The following is an 18,834-nucleotide window of genomic DNA, read 5'->3' as shown; positions in this document are numbered from 1 at the left end:
GTCATGCCTCCAGTGAATATTACCTGGAGTGTAGAGAACACCGCTGACTCCGGTGGGAAGAATTTACAAACTGTGATCCCGCATAAATTCCCCCCACCCACCGGGCAGTGAACTGAAGCTTACTGACGTGGTTTTAAATGACTTTCCAGCCATGGCAGCATCTGTTTTTTACGACTGAGCATGCCTTCGACCTTGCAGGGTTGCGGTAACTCTGACAACTCAGATCCAACGAACCACAGGCTGGTATCGCCAAGATTGATGTCCGTCAGCATCAGTACCACCAGCGCAGCCTGATTTTCCTCAGCATAACGGGTCATCTCCTCGCGGAGATCGTCCAGCACACCGTCAACCTGGCGCAGTGCATACAGCTCGAGTTGCGCCACGCAGACTTTATGCCCATGAATGGTGAACGTTTTAATGTCTTTATGCAGCAGCTCACGGGCACTCATGCCTTCGACGCTGGTTTTGGCCGACAACAGATCACGGCTAAAAGCGTCCAGATCCACACCCGCTTTTTGGGCCAGCTCATCCACAGCCTGGCGATCGTCTGGGGTCGTTGTCGGAGAACGGAGCGTGACAGTGTCACTCAGCGCAGCGCCCAGCAGTAAAACGGCCTCGGCGGCAGATAACTGGCTGCGCTCATCTTCCGTCATCAGTTGCCACAACAGCGTCGCACTGCTGCCAACAGGTTTGACCCAGACCTCTGGAGGAAGACGAGTCACTAATCCGCCGAGTCGATGATGGTCGATGATACCGACGACATTGCTCTCAGACAGCGATTCCGGCCCCTGAGCAGGCTCAGTGAAATCGACCAGCCATACATCAAGATCGGTCAGCGGAAACGTCAGCCGCTCAGGCATTGCCAGCCCTGCATGCGCAAAGATAAATTGCGTTTCGCGGTTCGGTTCGCCCAGACGCCATGCCGTCGCCTGCTGGCCGCGTAAAGTAAGCCAACGCGCCGTCATGGCGGCAGTACAAATGGCATCGCTATCGGGGTTAAGGTGCCCTATTACATGTATCATCAATCAGTGCCTTGTGAAGAGAAGGGTTCAAAAGCCAACAATAACGAAAGTATATCGACTGGACACATTCCCTTCCATGATCCCACCACCCCGCCATGATGCTGTACAAAACATAAGCAAAATAAATCAGTTGTAAGTAAAACGCGTTAAATGTTAATAATATTTTGCTATCAAGTTATCAAAAACAAACAACTTCACTTGTCACCAATACGGCTCTGTTTTTAACATCGCTTATGGAAAAAAATGTTCTGTTCAATCAGCGCATTCGCTTGCGCCATCTTCATACCTTTGTCGCCGTTGCCCAACAGGGAACGTTGGGACGTGCGGCCGAAACCCTTAACCTGAGTCAGCCAGCCCTCTCCAAAACGCTGAACGAACTGGAGCAACTAACCGGTACCCGACTCTTTGAACGCGGTCGCCTTGGTGCACAGTTAACATTGCCCGGCGAGCAGTTTCTTACCCATGCGGTAAGAGTGCTTGATGCACTCAACACTGCCGGACAGGCATTAAATCATCGTGAAGAATCTCAGAATGATGTCGTGCGTATTGGTGCCTTGCCAACAGCTGCATTGGGTATTCTTCCGGCTGTCATTGGCTCGTTCCATAAGCAGCAAATGGAAACCACGCTGCAGGTTGCCACCATGAGTAATCCCATGATCCTGGCGGGTTTAAAGTCAGGAGAAATTGATCTCGGCATTGGGCGTATGGCCGATCCGGAATTGATGGTCGGTCTGAACTACGAACTGTTATTTCTGGAATCGCTCAAACTTGTCGTGCGCCCTAACCATCCATTGTTGCAAGAAACCATCACGCTGAGCCGGGTGATTGAGTGGCCAGTGGTGGTTTCGCCGAAAGGAACCGCCCCTCGCCAGCACGCAGAGGCATTGTTGCAAAGTCAGGGCTGTAAAATGCCGTCGGGTTGTATTGAAACGCTGTCAGCATCGCTCTCCCGTCAACTGACGGTTGATTACGACTATGTGTGGTTTGTCCCTTCAGGCGCGGTTAGAGAAGATCTGCGCCAGGCAACGCTGGTGTCATTGCCAATTCCCACCCATGGTGCGGGTGAGCCCATCGGTATTATTACTCGTGTCGATGTGCAACTCTCTCAGGCCGCCCAGATACTTATCGCCGCAATACGCAAAACCGTACCTGTTTAATCGTATTGATGATTGGGTCTGTTATTACCGGCAGGCCCAACCCATGTAAATGTTCAATATATGGACGATAAAACCGTCATAGAACACAGCCAGAAGCTGTATTTTTCCTTACAAGCAAATTAAGCAATACTTATTATCAATGGTATCTCTATCGAATAATGGCGGATGAAATCCCCTACTCAAGCTTACATTTAAAAATTTTCTTTTAGAATTCAATGAGACATAAAAAACCAATCCAATTAAGTTAATACCACAATACATCAAATAATTGGTTATTACCTCTAAACAAACTCTTAAAAAACACCAACCACAACTTCACCCGCTATTCAGTCATAATCTCACGTCATATAATCTTTTCACCATTTAATTTGTTATTAAGGAAAATAACGTGAAATTTGTTAATTGTTTAAGTGCCGCAGCGCTTCTGGTCGCAGGGGCTGCTTTTCAGGTACAAGCGGCTGGTTCTGACTCTGCAAACATTGATTTTGCAGGAAACATTACATCATCAACTTGCGATGTCAGTATTGATGGTGTTTCCGCTTCCAAAGAAGTCAAACTGCCAGATATCACTGTTCCTGCGATGCAAGCAGCTGTCAGCAGTCCTGCGATGAAAACCAAATTTCAGATCACCGTTAAAAACTGCGCCACTGAACCAGCGGGCGGTAAAGTAAAAGGGCAATTTTCAACCTCCGGTAATTACAACAGCACCAGCAAAGCATTGTTAAATACTGCAGCAGGAGACAAAGATGCGGGTTTCCAGGTAGAAGATACCGCAACCAGTACCATTATCGATTTTACATCAGCCACACCGCAATCTGAAGCCGCTTATAGTTCCACCAACGGTGCTGAATTTAATTACACCGTCGGTTATATCTATTCAGGCTCTGGTACGCCGACTGCTGGTGTAGTGAAAGCGAATACCACTTTTGTAACAACCTACCCTTAACAAGTTGTATAAGATCAAGAGTAGTTAATAACTCTGCTGCAACTTTTAATTCAAGGTTGCAGCCATTTACCAAGATATAAATGATATGATTCCAAAAAACACATTCAGATTAATTATATTTTCTGCCGCTATTTCGTTTAGCTATTCGTCAGTCGCCAGTATCGTGATTAACGCTACGCGTGTCATTTACCCTTCCGACGCGAAAGAGGCACTCATTAAAATGGTGAATCAGGGGCAACAACCTTTATTAGTCCAGTCCTGGTTAGACGATGGTCATGAAGATGTTGATCCGCAAACCTTAAACGTTCCTTTTATCGCCTCCCCCCCGGTAAGTCGGGTCGATCCTAAACAGGGACTGACCGTACGCTTAAACTGGGACGGTCAAGCGTTACCCACCGATCGCGAAAGCGTGTATTGGTTTAATGCACTTGAAATCCCCGGCAAAAATAAAGATGCCGCCAAATCGAATCAACTGCAGATAGCGCTGAAAACCCGCATCAAAGTATTTTATCGCCCGGCATCCCTTCCAGGTTCGGCGGATGACGCAATCCAACATCTGAAATGGAGCCTTGCTAACCAAGGGAAGCAAATTTGGGCGACGGCGAAAAATGACTCTCCTTATTTTGTTTCACTTGTTGGCGCTAACATCACTTCCCGGGGGAAAAAATACAAAATTGAGCCCGACATGGTCGCCCCTTTTTCCAGCGCCAGCTATGAAGTGAAAACGCTCACCACCTCTCGTCTTGAATCCGTTTCATGGACAGCAGTCAATGATTACGGGGCTAACGTTGACGTAACGGATAAATAAAAAACACGTGCAAGGATTGCTCTATGTCGATGTCAAAACACCGATTAGCGACCTCGGTATGGGTATTGCTGGTTATTTGTCAGACAGGATTTGCTGACGATAATTACATTGAATTCAACGATGACTTTATCTTCAGCAATGCAGGTAAAAAATCGACAATCGACGTGTCACAATATGCGCGCGGCAACCCGGTGAAACCCGGTATTTATACCGTCTCCGTTTGGATTAACGGTGAGCAACAGCAAACTGCAAAGATCCAGTTTATTGATAACCACACCCCGAATGCGTCTCCCTGCCTGACTCGTGAGGTGCTCGATGAAGCAAACGTTGATGTAAGCAAACTCCCCACGGCAGATGCGGACGAAGGTGAATCGCAATGCTATATACTGGCGGATTATTACCCCTCATCCAGCGTGAGTTACGATCCTAATTCACAGATCCTGATACTCACAATTCCGCAGCTGTTTCTCGTCAGCTACCCCGCGGGTTATGTCAACCCCGCACGTTGGGATGCCGGTATTCCTGCTGCAATACTGAACTGGAGCTTCAGTGGCTACCACAGTGAAAACGACGGTAGCGCCTCTGACAGTGGTTATCTGGGGCTCGGCTATGGTCTCAATCTGGGAGCATGGAGGTTACGCTCCAGCGGCGCGTTGAACTGGGCAAAAGACGATAGCGCGACCTGGGACAACTACGACCTCTATTTGGCTCGCGATTTACCCCCTCTCCGGGCACAAATGGAACTGGGCCAGGTCACCTCTCGCAGCGAAGTCCTGGATAGTATCGGCATTAAAGGCGTACATCTGTATAACGACAAACGCATGGATCCACATGACGGTCGCTACGTTCCAGTCATCAACGGCGTGGCTAACAGTAATGCCAAAATTACCGTACGACAGCAGTCGCGCATCATCTATGAAACCACCGTTCCCCCAGGTCCTTTTGCTCTGAAAGATTATTATGTGGCAATCAACGGCGCTGACCTCGACGTTACCGTGGAAGAAGCTGATGGGTCAAAACGGTTATTCACCGTACCGTATGCCTCTGTTGCTCAGTTAATGACCAAAGGTGAAGTTGACTGGGATTTTGCCGTTGGGACATTAGACAACGATGACAACAGCGATTCTCCCTGGGTGCTCACCACTAACGGTAATTATGGATTGAGCGATATTTTCACGCTGTATGGCGGCATACAGTCAATGGAAGAAGACTATCTGGCGGGGATGCTGGGTCTGGCGATGAATACGCGTCTTGGTGCTATCGCAGTCGATGTTATCCACTCTCGCGCTTCACTTGAAGATATTGGCACTCTGCAGGGGCAGAGTTACCGTGTAAGCTACAGTAATGTGCTGGACGCAACACAGACCAATTTCAGCTTTAGCGCCTATCGATACAGCACCAAAGATTACCTCTCGCTTAATGACGTCATCTCTTTGCAAAATAGCATCGATAGTTATAGCGACGATCACGATACTAACCGTAACGATGCGTATCGCAACAGCTACAGCCATTCCAAAAATGAGCTTCAGGCTAACGTCAATCAACCTATCAACCTTAACGGCGAAGATTACGGTTCATTTTATCTCAGCGGCACCTGGACGAGTTACTGGGGTAGCTCAGACAAAACGTCTCAGTATTCGCTGGGCTACAGCAACACTTTCCGCTCCATCTCGTGGAATATCTCGCTGCAGCGCAGTTATAACGAATGGGGCGATGAAGATGACAGCCTGTACGTTGGGTTGAGTATTCCTTTTGGTAGCAACGCTCAAAACGATCAACCAGCCTTCTCCAGTCTGAACCTCAGCGCCAATAGCGACTTTAGCGGCAACAACGGTTTCACCAGTACGGCCAGCGGCAACAGTAGCAACAATAAATGGAACTACAGCCTCAGCACCACCGCTAACCAGGCCAGTCAGGGAGAAGACACCTATTCCGTCAGCGGATATTCCACCTATAACGGTGCGAATGGAGCAACCAGCGTTTCCGCTACGGTCGATAAAAATCATAACCAGCAGTATTCCCTAAACAATAACGGCGGTGTGCTGTTGCACAGCGGTGGATTGACGCTCTTACCGGGTAATGTCAACGCACAAAGCGCCATCGCCCTTATTGAAGCGCAAGGTGCCGATGGCGCGACCACCACCAATGGATATGGCGAGATTGACAGTGCCGGATATGCAGTTGCCACCAGTCTTTCGCCTTATGCCGAGAATACCGTCGGGCTGGATCTCAGCACCATCAAGGCGGACGTCGAAGTGAAAAACACCTCCGCCGCCGTGGTTCCGCGCGATGGCGCCGTGGTGAAAGTCACCTTCGCTACTCAGCAAGGTCAATCAGTGTTCGTCACGCTCAGACGTAGTGATAACAGTTTCATTCCATTGGGCGCGAACATTCTCAATGAACAGGGAGAATCCGTTGGCGCAATGGGTCAGGCGGGTCGCGCCTTTTTACGCGGTATCGAACAACGTGGCAACCTGAAGGTTATTTGGGGAAGCGACGCGGCAAGCTACTGCGATGTAACCTACCAGATCCCTGACGCACCCGCGATGATCGGAAAATCAATTCGTCTGGAGACGTTAGTTTGCCAGATGCCAGGAGCCGGGAAGTAGCTTATGCGCCAGGTAATGTTTTTTTCTTTTCTATTATGCTGCCCGCACCTCTTTGCAGCGGATGTCGTGGTTAACTTTAAGGCCAATTTGCTTGCGATGACCTGCACCGTCAATATTGTTGTCGGCTCAGGCAAAGCGGTGAACCAAACCATCGATTTTGGTGTATTAACCCGCGCAGAGCTGGAGGCTCAGGGCGCTAATACGCTGAAAAATTTTTCGTTGCAGTACAGCAACTGCACGATTGGCTCCAGTACAAACCAGACGGTTACCTGGATAAAAACGGGAATTAAGGCCTCTTCGTTGTACAGCGGTTATCCAACCGAACTCAAGGGGGGAGATAACGGAGCCGCAGCGGTTTTGTATCGTTCTGGCTCCCCAAATTCTCTGTTGATCCTCAATAGCAGTACGCCGCTTGACTGGACCTCGACTGAGCGCACCAATAAAACCCTGAATCTGGTCTTATCTCTGCGTCCGACGTCTTACTCAACCACCGCGACAAGTGGCACCTTCAACGGTTCGTTGACGTTCACTACCACTTATCAGTAGGAGCCGCCATGAAATTTATCCCAGCAGTCTTATTGCTGATATCCACGCCGCTTTGGGCCGCAATCAGTACCAATACCAATGTATTAACGGTTAAGGCGGAGCTGGTTACCGGTAGCTGTGACATCACCGCCTCCGACGTTAATTTAGGTGATGTGGAGGCGAGTGAATTCGCCGCTGGCGGTGCATGGGCGAACTTATCGGCCACCGCAGTGGGCAACGTACCGACGCAACCGCTGAAGGTCAGCGTACGCTGTGACTCCGGTTCCGTCGCCAAAACGTTAGTACTGAGCTTTAAGCCGCAAAAAGCGCAACTCACTGGCAACCAGATATTCCCGAATGAATATACCGGTCCGATGACTGCGGCTGGAAACGTGGGCGTAGTAGTCTTTGAGGGGAGGACAAGCCCTGCTTATATTAATGTGCTTAATAAAGATAATACTTCCGCCGTCAATATTGTTAACTATAAAGGCTCAACCACCACCTATTCTGATATCACCTTTCAGGCTCGTTTTCAAAAAGTGGACTCAGCAAAAACGGTCACTCCAGGTGGCGTATTAAGTCAGGTGCAAATCAGCGTGAGCTACAAATAATGGATAAACAGCAGGTTAATATGAGTACGATGATTTCACGATCAATTTCTTTAGCGGCATTGCTGTTGAGCGGAATTTATTCATATCAGGTGCAGGCTGTGGAGTGTATTTTTGAAAAGATTAATACCAGCACGATAAGCGCGGGAACGTTAGCCGTGAATAGTTATAACCCATCCCGTACAACACCCGTGCTATTGGGGACGCTCAGTGCGGGCAACTATGCTTACTTAAACTGTAGTACAGGTAATGATGGTTCTGATTTTTATGGAAAGTCCACAACAACAAGTGGTACGCAATCCGATAGTTATACCAGTACCAGCGGTAGTACAAAATATAGCTACAATAGAGTTTTTTTTCCAACAAGCATACCCGGGATATATTATAACATTTACATAGCTAATTCTATTAATGCTAATTATACAGCTTATATTCCATCTAATACGAGTTGGACACGTGAGATCGATAATGCTGAAAATGGAGATTTTCCTGTTGGATTATACATCGAAGTTTGGCAACGTGGGGGGGTTTCCTCAATAGGTAATGGTGAAGCGCATCCGGTCATAAATGGTGAAATAGGCAGGTTTAAAGCAGGGAATGAAAATGTAAGTAGTCAACAGATTATCGCCACAGTAAACGCATCTTCATTCACCGTAAAATTCGCCGCGCCAACCTGCAATTTGTCCGTCTCTCCTGCCACCATCGATTTTGGCGATGTGGGTAATGACAAACCACGAAAAACCTTCACCTTGAAAAATAGCAACTGCGTTAATGCTTCAGGGGTTACCCTTAAACTGACGTCGGCCAAAGCGACTTATGATAATAGCGGATTGTCTATTCTCGCCAATACCACGACTGGCACCTCAGCAGCGGGCGGACGGGGAGTGGCGGTTTCTTACGAAGGTTCGCCCCGACAATATCTGTCGGCGAATGACACAAATTCTTCAGTGACCATCGGCTTTGGTTCCATCGTAACGGCGAAAGATATCACCATGGCCGGATTACTCATCTGCACCTCCGTCAGCAATAACAGTACCTGCGATGACTACACCCCTGGTGCGTTCACCGCAGCGGGAACGATTAGTGCCACGTACAAATAGATAGTAAATCCGGTAATACAAAGGATCGTATTACCGGATGGCTGGCCTGTCAGAATGTTTCCCAGTTATCCGTATTTACCGTGTTTGATTTTGGCAGTGAAACCGATGGATTAACGGCAGGTGTAACGCGTTTAATTGCGCTTGTCCCGGTTAAACGGAATGTGCCGACGGCTTCCGTTAAGCGTGCGGCCTGCTCTTCAAGAGAGGCCGCAGCGGCTGATGCTTCTTCAACCAGCGAAGCGTTTTGCTGCGTGACCTTATCCATCTCTGAAATCGCCTGGCTCACCTGGACGATACCCCGGCTTTGTTCATCAGAGGCCGCCGCAATTTCCAGCATAATGTCGGTGACGCGTTTTACCGCATCGACAATATCCGTCATCGTATTGCCTGCCGCGACCACTTCTCCGGATCCCTGGTCAATCAGTCGGACTGATTCGCTGATCAATCCTTCTATCTCTTTTGCCGCCTGGGCGCTGCGGCTTGCCAACGTACGCACCTCACTGGCTACGACGGCAAACCCTCGCCCCTGTTCTCCAGCCCGCGCCGCTTCGACCGCTGCGTTCAGCGCCAGGATATTGGTCTGGAAGGCAATGCTGTTTATAACGGCGGTAATTTCGGAGATTTTCTTCGAACTTGTTGAGATATTCCCCATGGTTTTAACCACGCCAGAGACCATCTGACCGCCCCGACTGGCCTTGCCGGAAGCATCTTCCGCCAGCGTGCTCGCATGATGCGCGTTGTCGGCGTTTTGCTTCACCGTAGCCGTCAGTTCTTCCATGCTGGCCGCCGTTTGTTCAATCGCCGCGGCCTGTTGTTCAGTACGTGAAGAGAGATCGGTATTGCCCGCAGAAATCTCACTGGTACCGCGGTAGATTTCTTCCGCCCCCTGACGAACCGTGCCCACCGTTTTCCCCAGCGAACGCTGCATTGTTTGCAGATGACGGCTCAGGCGACCAATTTCGCTGCGCCCGGTTGGTTCCTCCGGCATCGTCAGATCCCCTACTGATATTTGCTCAATGCGCTGGGCCGCGCGTAACAGAGGATGAATAACGGTACGGCGCAGAACAATGAACGTCATCAGCGTCAAGGCCAGCGCCAGAATAAATGCACCCAGCATAAAGGCCATGCCGAGTTGCGTACGCTGGTGAGCCTGCTCACTAAGATGGTTCGCCCTGGCGGTACGAATGTCGATCGCCTTTAACAACACCTTGTTGTAAGCAGAGTCCAGCGGTCTGGCCTGTTCATTTTCATGGTTGATGATCGCCTCGAACATGCCGTTTTTAGCGTACTTCAGCATAGGCTGTAAGCCGTCGATATAGGCTTTGAAATTGGCACTCAGTTCAGCGTCTAACGCCTCACCGGCAGTGGTTTTCACCGCACGCGCCATATAGGTATTAAAACCGTCCTGCGATTGCTTAATACGTTTTTCTGCCTCGGCAATATTGGCTTTCATGTCATCCATTTCAGCAATACGGCTCGCCGCACCAGCATGGATCATGTTGATACGCGCGGTGCGTAAGTGGTTAGAGCTGTTAGATAACCCCATCCGAACCTGAATCTCATCGGTTACATCGCGCTGATCGCGATCGGCCTGCATAAGAAAATAACCTGCCAGCCCGGAACTTAAGGCGAACAGCAGAAGGATGCCACCGAGAATGGAGGAAAACAGCGGAACCAGCCGGATTTGATGCAGAAAGCCCAGTTTATGCTGGGCTTGCATCGATGTAGTGTTGTCCATGACCGTCGACTCTCTTGTAGGGTTTATGCGTGAAAACACGCCCGTTAGATAGTCATCGGCAATCCGGGAAGTTTACTTACCGTGAAAAGCGCCGGATTCGTCACACTTTCACAACATAATTCTAAAAAATTCAGGAAAGTGCCAGCGGAGAAATCCGCTGGCCAATGAATCAGTTATCACCAAAATGGATAACGGTACGGATGGATTTACCCTGATGCATTAAATCGAACGCTTCGTTAATCTGCTCCAGCGGCAGGCGATGCGTAATAAACGGATCTAGCTGAATTTTTCCGCTCATTGCTTCTTCGACCATACCCGGCAACTGGGTACGCCCTTTTACGCCGCCAAACGCGGAACCGCGCCACACGCGACCGGTCACTAACTGGAACGGACGTGTTTTGATCTCCTGACCGGCACCCGCCACGCCAATAATGATGCTTTCGCCCCACCCTTTATGGCAGCACTCCAGCGCCGCGCGCATCACGTTAACGTTGCCGATGCACTCAAAGCTAAAGTCCACGCCACCGTCGGTAAGTTCGACAATCACATCCTGCACCGGTTTATCGTAATCGTTCGGGTTGATGAAATCGGTCGCACCCATTTCACCCGCCAGCTTGAATTTTTCCGGGTTAGTATCAACGGCCAGAATACGCCCGGCTTTCGCCTGTACCGCGCCCTGGATCACTGCCAGGCCAATACCGCCCAGGCCAAATACGGCTACGGTATCGCCTTCCTTCACTTTCGCGGTGTTATGAACCGCTCCGATACCGGTGGTCACGCCACACCCCAGCAGACACACTTTATCCAGTGGAGCCTGCGGGTTAACCTTCGCCAGCGAGATCTCTGCGCAAACGGTGTATTCACTGAAGGTACTGGTACCCATATAGTGATAGATGGGTTCGCCGTTATACGAGAAGCGTGTTGTGCCATCCGGCATCAGGCCTTTGCCCTGGGTAGCACGTACGGCCTGACACAAGTTAGTTTTGCCAGACTTACAGAACTTACACTCACCACATTCTGCGGTGTACAACGGGATCACATGGTCGCCCGGTTTCAGACTGGTGACGCCCTCACCCACTTCAACCACAATACCCCCGCCTTCATGACCGAGTACCGCCGGGAACACCCCTTCCGGATCGTCGCCAGAGAGCGTAAAAGCGTCAGTATGGCACACGCCGGTGTGGGTAATTTTAACCAGCACTTCACCTTTCTTTGGCGGTGCGACGTCGATTTCGACAATTTTTAACGGTTGGCCGGGGCCAAATGCAACTGCTGCACGTGATTTCATTTGTCTCTTCCCATTATTGCGAGGTGATGGTGTTATTTTAGATAAGCACGCAGAAGATGGCCGATTTCAGCCATGCGCACAGCACGCTGGTCTGGGGTAGTCTCCCCGCTGACCAGTTCATCTTTCAGATGGATCTCAACCATTTCGCCCATCAGGCCATTGGATGCGCCGCGCACGGCGGCAATTTGTTGCAGGATCGCCAGACACGGTTCGCCGGATTCCAGCGCGCGCTCAAGCGCATCAACCTGACCGCGGATACGGCGTACACGGGTGAGAATGCGTTTTTTATCTTCAGGTGAATGCGGCATACGCCCTCCAAATACTATAGGGGGGTATACTATCAGAATTTTTATGTAATTGTAAAAAATTGACATCTGTTCAGCATTAAGCGTATCCAGATACCTCCATCAGTTTATCGCTGTTACGCCGCGGGAGGTTGTCGTCAAAAAGATTCAGTTCACCGTACGTATTGGCAACCAACCTGACATGATCAATTTTTGATCAATCCATACGCCAGGCTTACAGCACTAATACTCTCTCACGTCAATAACCACTAAAAGTTAATGGTTTATAAAACAATTTAACCTTACAATAACCATACTTTTTCATGTCTTAAGTTTAAGCTGGAGAAAAAAATGGAGCTCAGCCGGAGGCAGTTCTTTCGAATCTGCGCGGGCGGTATGGCAGGAACAACTGTTGCATCTCTCGGATTCTTATCATCTTTTTCCGTTCACGCGGAAACCCGTCAATACAAACTCTTAAAAGCAAAAGAGACACGTAATAACTGTACGTACTGCTCAGTAGGCTGCGGCATGCTGATGTACAGCCTTGGCGATACAGCCAAAAACGTCAAAGAAAGTATCTACCATATTGAGGGCGATCCGGATCATCCGGTGAGCCGTGGATCGTTGTGCCCTAAAGGCGCTGGCGTGCTGGATTATATTCATAGTGAAACCCGTCTGCAGTATCCCGAATATCGTGCACCGGGTTCGGATAAATGGCAGCGTATTAGCTGGGATGATGCGATTAATCGTATTGCCCGACTCATGAAAGATGATCGCGATGCCAACTTTATTGAGAAAAATGCTCAGGGCTTGACCGTCAACCGATGGTCCACCACGGGCATGCTATGTTCCTCTGCGGCAAGTAATGAAACCGGGATCCTCGACGGTAAATTTACTCGCGGATTAGGTATGGTCGCTATCGACTGTCAGGCACGGTTATGTCATGGCCCCACCGTTGCGGCTCTTGCACCAACGTTTGGACGTGGTGCGATGACCAACAACTGGGTCGATATTAAAAATGCCAACGTAGTGCTTATTATGGGCGGCAATGCCGCTGAGGCACATCCGGTAGGCTTTAAATGGGTGGTCGAAGCGCAAACTAAAAACGACGCCACCGTGGTGGTGGTCGACCCGCGCTTTAACCGTAGCGCCGCCGTCGCCGATCTGTATGCGCCAATACGCGCTGGTTCCGACACCGCATTCCTGCTCGGTGTAATCCGTTATCTGCTGGAAAACAACCAGGTGCAGCACGACTATGTGCGCCATTACACCAACGCCAGCCTTATAATACGTGATGACTATCAGTTCAATGACGGTCTGTTTAGTGGCTACGACGACAAGAAACGCCAGTACGATAAATCGAGCTGGTTCTATCAGCTTGACGAACAGGGTAATGCCCTGCGTGATGAAACATTGGCTCACCCACGCTGCGTGTGGAATTTGCTCAAAAACCACGTCGAGCGCTATACCCCGGAAATGGTTAACCGGTTGTGTGGGACATCCGTGGCGGATTTCAATCGTATCTGCGAAATTCTCGCCAGCACCAGCGTGCCTGACCGCACCGCCACTATCCTGTATGCGCTGGGTTGGACTCACCACTCCGCCGGGGCACAGATTATTCGCGCCGCCGCTATGCTCCAGTTGCTACTGGGCAATATAGGCATGGCGGGCGGTGGTGTTAACGCCCTACGTGGCCACTCCAATATTCAGGGCTATACCGATCTTGGCTTGTTGTCAACGAACCTGCCGGGCTATATGCCGCTGCCGTCGGAAAAACAGCCAGACTACCAGACCTATATTTCGCAAATCACGCCACCTGCGCTAGGCGTGAATGAGGTCAATTACTGGCAAAATACGCCGAAGTTCTTTGTTAGCATGATGAAAAGTTTCTGGGGCGACAATGCAACAGTAGAAAATAACTGGGGCTACGACTGGCTACCTAAATGGGATCGCCTGTATGACGTCATGACCCAGGCCGAATTGATGCTCGAAGGTAAGATTAATGGTTACATCGTTCAGGGCTTCAATCCGCTGGCGGCGTTTCCGGATAAAAACAAATCAACGCGCGCGCTTTCAAAACTGAAATATATGGTGGTTATCGATCCGCTGGTCACTGAGTCGTCCAATTTTTGGCAGAATCATGGCGAGATGAACGATGTAAACCCGGCAGATATTCAGACCGAAGTTTTCCGCCTGCCCTCTTCCTGCTTTGCTGAAGAAAATGGTTCAATCGCTAACTCCGGGCGTTGGTTGCAGTGGCACTGGGCTGCGGCAGAACCACCAGGTGAAGCCTTACATGACGGGAAGATCCTTGGGCGTCTGTTTATGCGCCTACGCGAGCTGTATCAACAGGAAGGGGGAGCGAATCCGCAACCCTTGTTGAATATTGCCTGGAATTATAAAGATCCATACGACCCACACCCAGAAGAGATTGCGCGTGAAGCTAATGGCCAGGCGCTTGAAGACCTTTATGATGACAAAGGCCAGCTTATAGCCAAAAAAGGCCAGCAGCTCAGCAGTTTTGCACAGTTGCGCGATGACGGCTCGACCAGCAGTTTCTGCTGGGTCTACTGCGGAAGCTGGACAGAACAAGGCAACCAGATGGCCAATCGCGACAACAGCGATCCGTATGGTCTGGGCTGCACACCGGGCTGGGCGTGGTCATGGCCTGCCAACCGCCGTATTCTCTACAATCGTGCTTCGGCCGATCCATCAGGAAAACCGTGGGATCCCAAACGAGCCCTGCTGCATTGGGATGGCAAAAAATGGGCCGGTATGGACGTAGCCGACTACGGCCAGGCCGCGCCGGGCAGCAACGTTGGTCCGTTTATCATGAACCCGGAAGGTGTAGCGCGTCTGTTCTCCATCGACAAAATGAACGACGGACCATTCCCGGAACATTACGAACCCATTGAGTCGCCTATTGGTACCAACCCGCTGCACCCGGATGTTGTATCCAGCCCGGTTGCGCGTATCTACCATGACGATATCGCCAATATGGGTAAAGCGGATGCCTTCCCGTACGTCGCCACAACTTACTCCATTACTGAACTGTTCCGCCACTGGACCAAACATGCGCTGATCAACGCCATCGCTCAACCCGATCAATTCATCGAAATCGGTGAGGCGCTGGCGAGCAAAAAAGGCATTGCGGCAGGTGATACGGTGAAAGTGATGTCGAAACGCGGCTTTATCAAAGCGAAGGCGGTGGTCACCAAGCGTCTGCAAACGCTGACGATCGATGGTAAGCAGATCGATACTATCGGTATCCCTTGTCACTGGGGCTTTGAAGGCGCTACACGCAAAGGGTTCCTCGCCAATACGTTAACGCCATCGGTGGGTGACGCGAACTCGCAAACACCGGAGTATAAAGCGTTTCTGGTCAACATCGAGCGAGCGTAAGGAAGGGAACTCATGGCTATGCAATCACAAGATATTATTAAACGCTCGGCGACGAACAGCATCACGCCGCCGCCCCAGGCGCGGGATTTCCGTGCTGAAGTGGCGAAACTAATTGATGTCACTACCTGTATTGGCTGTAAAGGCTGTCAGGTCGCCTGCTCAGAGTGGAACGATATTCGCGATGAAGTGGGTTACTGCAACGGTGTCTACGACAACCCGACCGATCTCAGCGCTAAGTCCTGGACGGTGATGCGCTTTAGCGAAACCACCCAGAACGACAAGCTGGAATGGCTGATCCGCAAAGACGGCTGCATGCACTGCGCCGATCCCGGCTGTTTGAAAGCCTGTCCATCCGCTGGAGCAATCATTCAGTATGCCAACGGGATTGTCGACTTTCAGTCCGAGCACTGCATTGGCTGTGGCTACTGCATTGCTGGCTGCCCGTTCAATATTCCGCGACTTAATCCCGAAGATAACCGGGTCTACAAATGTACGCTGTGCGTTGACCGGGTCAGCGTGGGCCAGGAACCGGCCTGCGTGAAAACTTGTCCGACCGGTGCTATCCAGTTTGGCACCAAAAAAGAGATGCTCAATGTGGCGGAAACTCGCGTGGCGCAGTTGAAAAAACGCGGCTATGCCAATGCGGGCATCTACAACCCGCAAGGGGTCGGCGGCACCCACGTGATGTATGTACTTCATCACGCGGATCAACCATCGCTGTACCACAATCTGCCGGATGAGCCAAAAATCGCCGCACCAGTGAACCTCTGGAAGGGGATTTTAAAACCACTCTCCGCCGCCGGATTTATCGCCACCTTTGCCGGGCTGATTTACCACTACGTGGGAGTCGGCCCAAACAAAGAGACGGATGATGATGAAGAGGAGAACGGTCATGAGTAAAAGCAAAATGATTCTGCGCACCAAATTCATCGACCGTGCTTGTCACTGGACGGTGGTAATAAGCTTCTTCCTGGTGTCGCTTTCCGGTATTGCGCTGTTCTTTCCGACGTTGCAATGGCTCACCGAAACCTTCGGTACACCGCAAATGGGGCGAATTCTACATCCGTTTTTCGGGGTGATGATTTTCATCGTGCTGATGTTTATGTTCGTCCGTTTTGTACACCACAACATTCCCGATAAACAGGACCTCCCCTGGATTAAAGGGATCGTTGAAGTACTTAAAGGCAATGAGCATAAAGTTGCTGATGTGGGGAAATACAACGCAGGGCAGAAAATGATGTTCTGGAGCATCATGAGCCTGATTCTGGTATTACTGGTTACCGGCGTTATTATCTGGAGACCCTACTTTGCCCATTATTTCTCAATTGACATAGTTCGTTGGAGTTTGTTAATCCACGCGACAGCAGCCATTGTGCTGATCCACGCCATTCTGATCCATATGTACATGGCGTTTTGGGTAAAAGGTTCAATTAAAGGTATGATCGAAGGGAAAGTGAGTCGACGCTGGGCGAAGAAACACCATCCTCGCTGGTATCGTGAGGTTGAACTTACTGAAGAAAAAGCACCGGAATTAGAGTCTAAATAAAATCAATAAGACCGCTGTTATTCAGCGGTCTTATTCTCTCAATTGTCCAGCGATATGCAGCAGCGCTGCGAGAGCTGAGTATCAGGCGAATTCAATAATGAACCAACCCTACCCCACGCGCAGCAAATCACTGTATCTCGTGGTATAACGCGGCGAAAGCATGTCTCGCTTCATCGCCCACGGTTGCTGTATCCCTTGTCCGGCAAAGTAGATCGTTCCTTTCCCCTTTTCAGCATTAAGCGTATCCAGCACGTTCATCAGTTTATCGCTGTTACACCGTGGGCGGTTGTCATCAAAAAGATTCAGTTGAGCAACGCCAGAGCTAAAAAAATCCCCCAGCATAACGCCCGCTTTCTGATAACGCAGTCCCGCTCGCCAGATGGCATCCAGGCTGCGCGTTGCTGCTGCAATGATTTCCCGACTATCCTGAGTTGGCGTCAGCAGTTTTATCGACGCGCTGTTACCGTAATAAGGTTCATTCAGAACAAACGGACTGGTTTTGATAAACGTAGAGATAAACCGGCAGTACTGGTGCTCTCTGCGCAGCTTCTCCGCGGCACATGAAGCATAAGTGCAAATTGCCTCTCTCATCGCGTTGTAATCCGTGAGTTTTTCACCAAACGATCTTGAGCAGATAATTTCCTGCTTATCTGGCGCAAACTCCTCCAGCGCCAGACAAGGTTCACCACGCAATTCCCGGACGGTTCGCTCAAGCACGACGTTGAAATGTTTACGAATGAAGCGAATGTCGGTATCCGCCAGCTCGAGAACCGTTTTAATGCCCATAGAATCCAGTCTCTTGCTGATACGGCGTCCGACACCCCAGACTTCATCAACCGGAAGTGCGGCCATCAGCTTACGCTGACGTTCCATATTTGAAAGATCCACGACTCCACCGGTTTGCTCCTGCCACTTTTTGGCAGCATGATTCGCCAGTTTAGCCAGCGTTTTGGTCTGGGCAATGCCAACCCCAACCGTGAGACGTGTTTTCTGTAAAATAGTTGCTCTGATTTCCCGACCAAAATCCGTAAGATCCCGGCAGTTTCGCACGCCCGTTAAATCGCAAAAGGCTTCATCAATACTGTACATCTCCACGCGCGGCGACAACTCCTCCAGAATCGACATCACCCTGCTGCTCATATCCGCATACAATTCGTAGTTCGAACTGAAACAGAACACGCCATAGTGCCTGAACAGATCTTTCTGTTTGAAATACGGTGCGCCCATATTAACACCAAGCGCTTTTGCCTCCGTGCTACAGGCAATGACACAGCCATCGTTATTTGAAAGAACGACAACGGGTTTGCCCTTCAGATCGGGCCGGAATGCCGACTCACAGCTGGCATAAAATGAATTAACATCCACCAGGGCAAACATAATCAGCCCGCGGCTTTAACGATAAATGTCACCACACCAAATATATCCAGCGTGTCCTCGCTGCTAATCATGATCGGCGCGTAGGCGCTGTTCTCTGGCTTCAGCATGATAACTGGGTGTAATTGCAGACGTTTAACAGTGAATTCGCCCTCAATAGCGGCAATAACGATGTCTCCATGGGCAGGCTTTCTGGCGCTGTCGACAATCAGCAAATCGCCCTCGCCGATCCCCGCGCCCCTCATGGAGTCGCCAGATGATTTAACAAAATAGGTTGCGCTGGGATGCCGTACCAGCAGGTCATTGAGGTCAATACGTTTCTCAACGTAGTCCTGTGCCGGAGATGGAAAACCGCAAGGCACAAGATCGCTAAATAGCGGAAAGTGTTTAATTTCGCGGCGTTCCGCAGGCTGGAAAAACAACATGA

The 18,834-nt window shown here is 50.2% G+C and carries 16 protein-coding genes; 10 read left to right on the top strand and 6 right to left on the bottom strand.

Translation table 11 applies throughout. From position 1 onward, the window contains the following. Positions 1–119 precede the first annotated feature (119 nt). Positions 120–1,022: a manganese-dependent inorganic pyrophosphatase gene (locus IB196_RS10815; RefSeq protein ID WP_005126725.1), complete on the bottom strand. Its 903-nt coding sequence runs from the start codon at positions 1,020–1,022 to the stop codon at positions 120–122. Positions 1,023–1,255: 233 nt separating this feature from the next. On the opposite strand from IB196_RS10815, the gene IB196_RS10810 reads away from it, so the two are divergent. From IB196_RS10810 to IB196_RS10780, 7 genes are all read left to right on the top strand, one after another. Continuing rightward, a complete protein-coding gene (locus IB196_RS10810; RefSeq protein WP_005126724.1) occupies positions 1,256–2,179 on the top strand; it encodes a LysR substrate-binding domain-containing protein in 924 nt (307 codons plus the stop codon). A 388-nt stretch (positions 2,180–2,567) separates the two neighbouring features. After that, positions 2,568–3,125, top strand: coding sequence for a fimbrial protein (locus IB196_RS10805; RefSeq protein WP_005126723.1), 558 nt, complete (start codon positions 2,568–2,570; stop codon positions 3,123–3,125). Between the two features lie 85 nt (positions 3,126–3,210). Then, on the top strand, positions 3,211–3,933 hold the full coding sequence (locus IB196_RS10800; RefSeq protein WP_040230966.1) for a fimbria/pilus periplasmic chaperone: 723 nt from the start codon (positions 3,211–3,213) through the stop codon (positions 3,931–3,933). Positions 3,934–3,956: 23 nt separating this feature from the next. Continuing rightward, positions 3,957–6,542 carry an outer membrane usher protein gene (locus IB196_RS10795; RefSeq protein ID WP_188231639.1) on the top strand — a complete coding sequence of 862 codons (2,586 nt, stop codon included), beginning with the start codon at positions 3,957–3,959 and terminating at the stop codon, positions 6,540–6,542. Positions 6,543–6,608: 66 nt separating this feature from the next. After that, positions 6,609–7,088 carry a fimbrial protein gene (locus IB196_RS10790; protein ID WP_005126718.1) on the top strand — a complete coding sequence of 160 codons (480 nt, stop codon included), beginning with the start codon at positions 6,609–6,611 and terminating at the stop codon, positions 7,086–7,088. A gap of 8 nt (positions 7,089–7,096) precedes the next feature. Continuing rightward, positions 7,097–7,678, top strand: a complete 582-nt coding sequence (locus tag IB196_RS10785) for a fimbrial protein (protein WP_005126717.1) — start codon at positions 7,097–7,099, stop codon at positions 7,676–7,678. After that, positions 7,678–8,775 carry a pilus assembly protein FimA gene (locus tag IB196_RS10780; RefSeq protein ID WP_188231640.1) on the top strand — a complete coding sequence of 366 codons (1,098 nt, stop codon included), beginning with the start codon at positions 7,678–7,680 and terminating at the stop codon, positions 8,773–8,775. The genes IB196_RS10785 and IB196_RS10780 overlap by 1 nt, the downstream gene beginning before the upstream one ends. Before the next feature lie 49 nt (positions 8,776–8,824). On the opposite strand, the gene IB196_RS10775 is transcribed toward IB196_RS10780, so the two are convergent. The 3 genes from IB196_RS10775 to IB196_RS10765 form a co-directional block, all read right to left on the bottom strand. Next, positions 8,825–10,513, bottom strand: a complete 1,689-nt coding sequence (locus tag IB196_RS10775; RefSeq protein ID WP_040230955.1) for a methyl-accepting chemotaxis protein — start codon at positions 10,511–10,513, stop codon at positions 8,825–8,827. Positions 10,514–10,682: 169 nt separating this feature from the next. Further along, positions 10,683–11,801, bottom strand: coding sequence for an S-(hydroxymethyl)glutathione dehydrogenase/class III alcohol dehydrogenase (locus tag IB196_RS10770; protein WP_003020293.1), 1,119 nt, complete (start codon positions 11,799–11,801; stop codon positions 10,683–10,685). Positions 11,802–11,833: 32 nt separating this feature from the next. Further along, on the bottom strand, positions 11,834–12,109 hold the full coding sequence (locus IB196_RS10765; protein WP_003833178.1) for a metal/formaldehyde-sensitive transcriptional repressor: 276 nt from the start codon (positions 12,107–12,109) through the stop codon (positions 11,834–11,836). A 327-nt stretch (positions 12,110–12,436) separates the two neighbouring features. Here IB196_RS10765 and fdnG point away from each other — a divergent pair, with 327 nt between their 5' ends. Genes fdnG through fdnI form a run of 3 tightly spaced genes read left to right on the top strand, consistent with a single transcriptional unit; the run spans position 12,437 to position 17,033 of the window. Next, complete coding sequence (fdnG, locus tag IB196_RS10760) at positions 12,437–15,487, top strand: formate dehydrogenase-N subunit alpha (RefSeq protein ID WP_149692268.1); 3,051 nt, start codon at positions 12,437–12,439, stop codon at positions 15,485–15,487. A gap of 12 nt (positions 15,488–15,499) precedes the next feature. Then, entirely contained in the window at positions 15,500–16,387 is an 888-nt protein-coding gene (gene fdxH / locus IB196_RS10755; RefSeq protein ID WP_005126712.1) for a formate dehydrogenase subunit beta, read from the top strand. Next, complete coding sequence (fdnI, locus tag IB196_RS10750) at positions 16,380–17,033, top strand: formate dehydrogenase-N subunit gamma (RefSeq protein WP_005126711.1); 654 nt, start codon at positions 16,380–16,382, stop codon at positions 17,031–17,033. The genes fdxH and fdnI overlap by 8 nt, the downstream gene beginning before the upstream one ends. Positions 17,034–17,141: 108 nt before the next feature. Here the strand turns inward: fdnI and IB196_RS10745 are convergent, their stop codons facing one another. Together IB196_RS10745 and IB196_RS10740 are read right to left on the bottom strand one after the other, a co-directional pair. Next, positions 17,142–18,410: a Y-family DNA polymerase gene (locus IB196_RS10745; protein ID WP_040230951.1), complete on the bottom strand. Its 1,269-nt coding sequence runs from the start codon at positions 18,408–18,410 to the stop codon at positions 17,142–17,144. A gap of 2 nt (positions 18,411–18,412) precedes the next feature. After that, positions 18,413–18,832 carry a translesion error-prone DNA polymerase V autoproteolytic subunit gene (locus tag IB196_RS10740; RefSeq protein ID WP_005126708.1) on the bottom strand — a complete coding sequence of 140 codons (420 nt, stop codon included), beginning with the start codon at positions 18,830–18,832 and terminating at the stop codon, positions 18,413–18,415. Positions 18,833–18,834: the final 2 nt, after the last annotated feature.

The sequence above is a fragment of the Citrobacter sp. C6_1 genome, assembly GCF_014596835.2.
GTDB classification, from domain to species: domain Bacteria; phylum Pseudomonadota; class Gammaproteobacteria; order Enterobacterales; family Enterobacteriaceae; genus Citrobacter; species Citrobacter pasteurii.
This window is presented reverse-complemented; position numbering and strand designations above follow the sequence as displayed.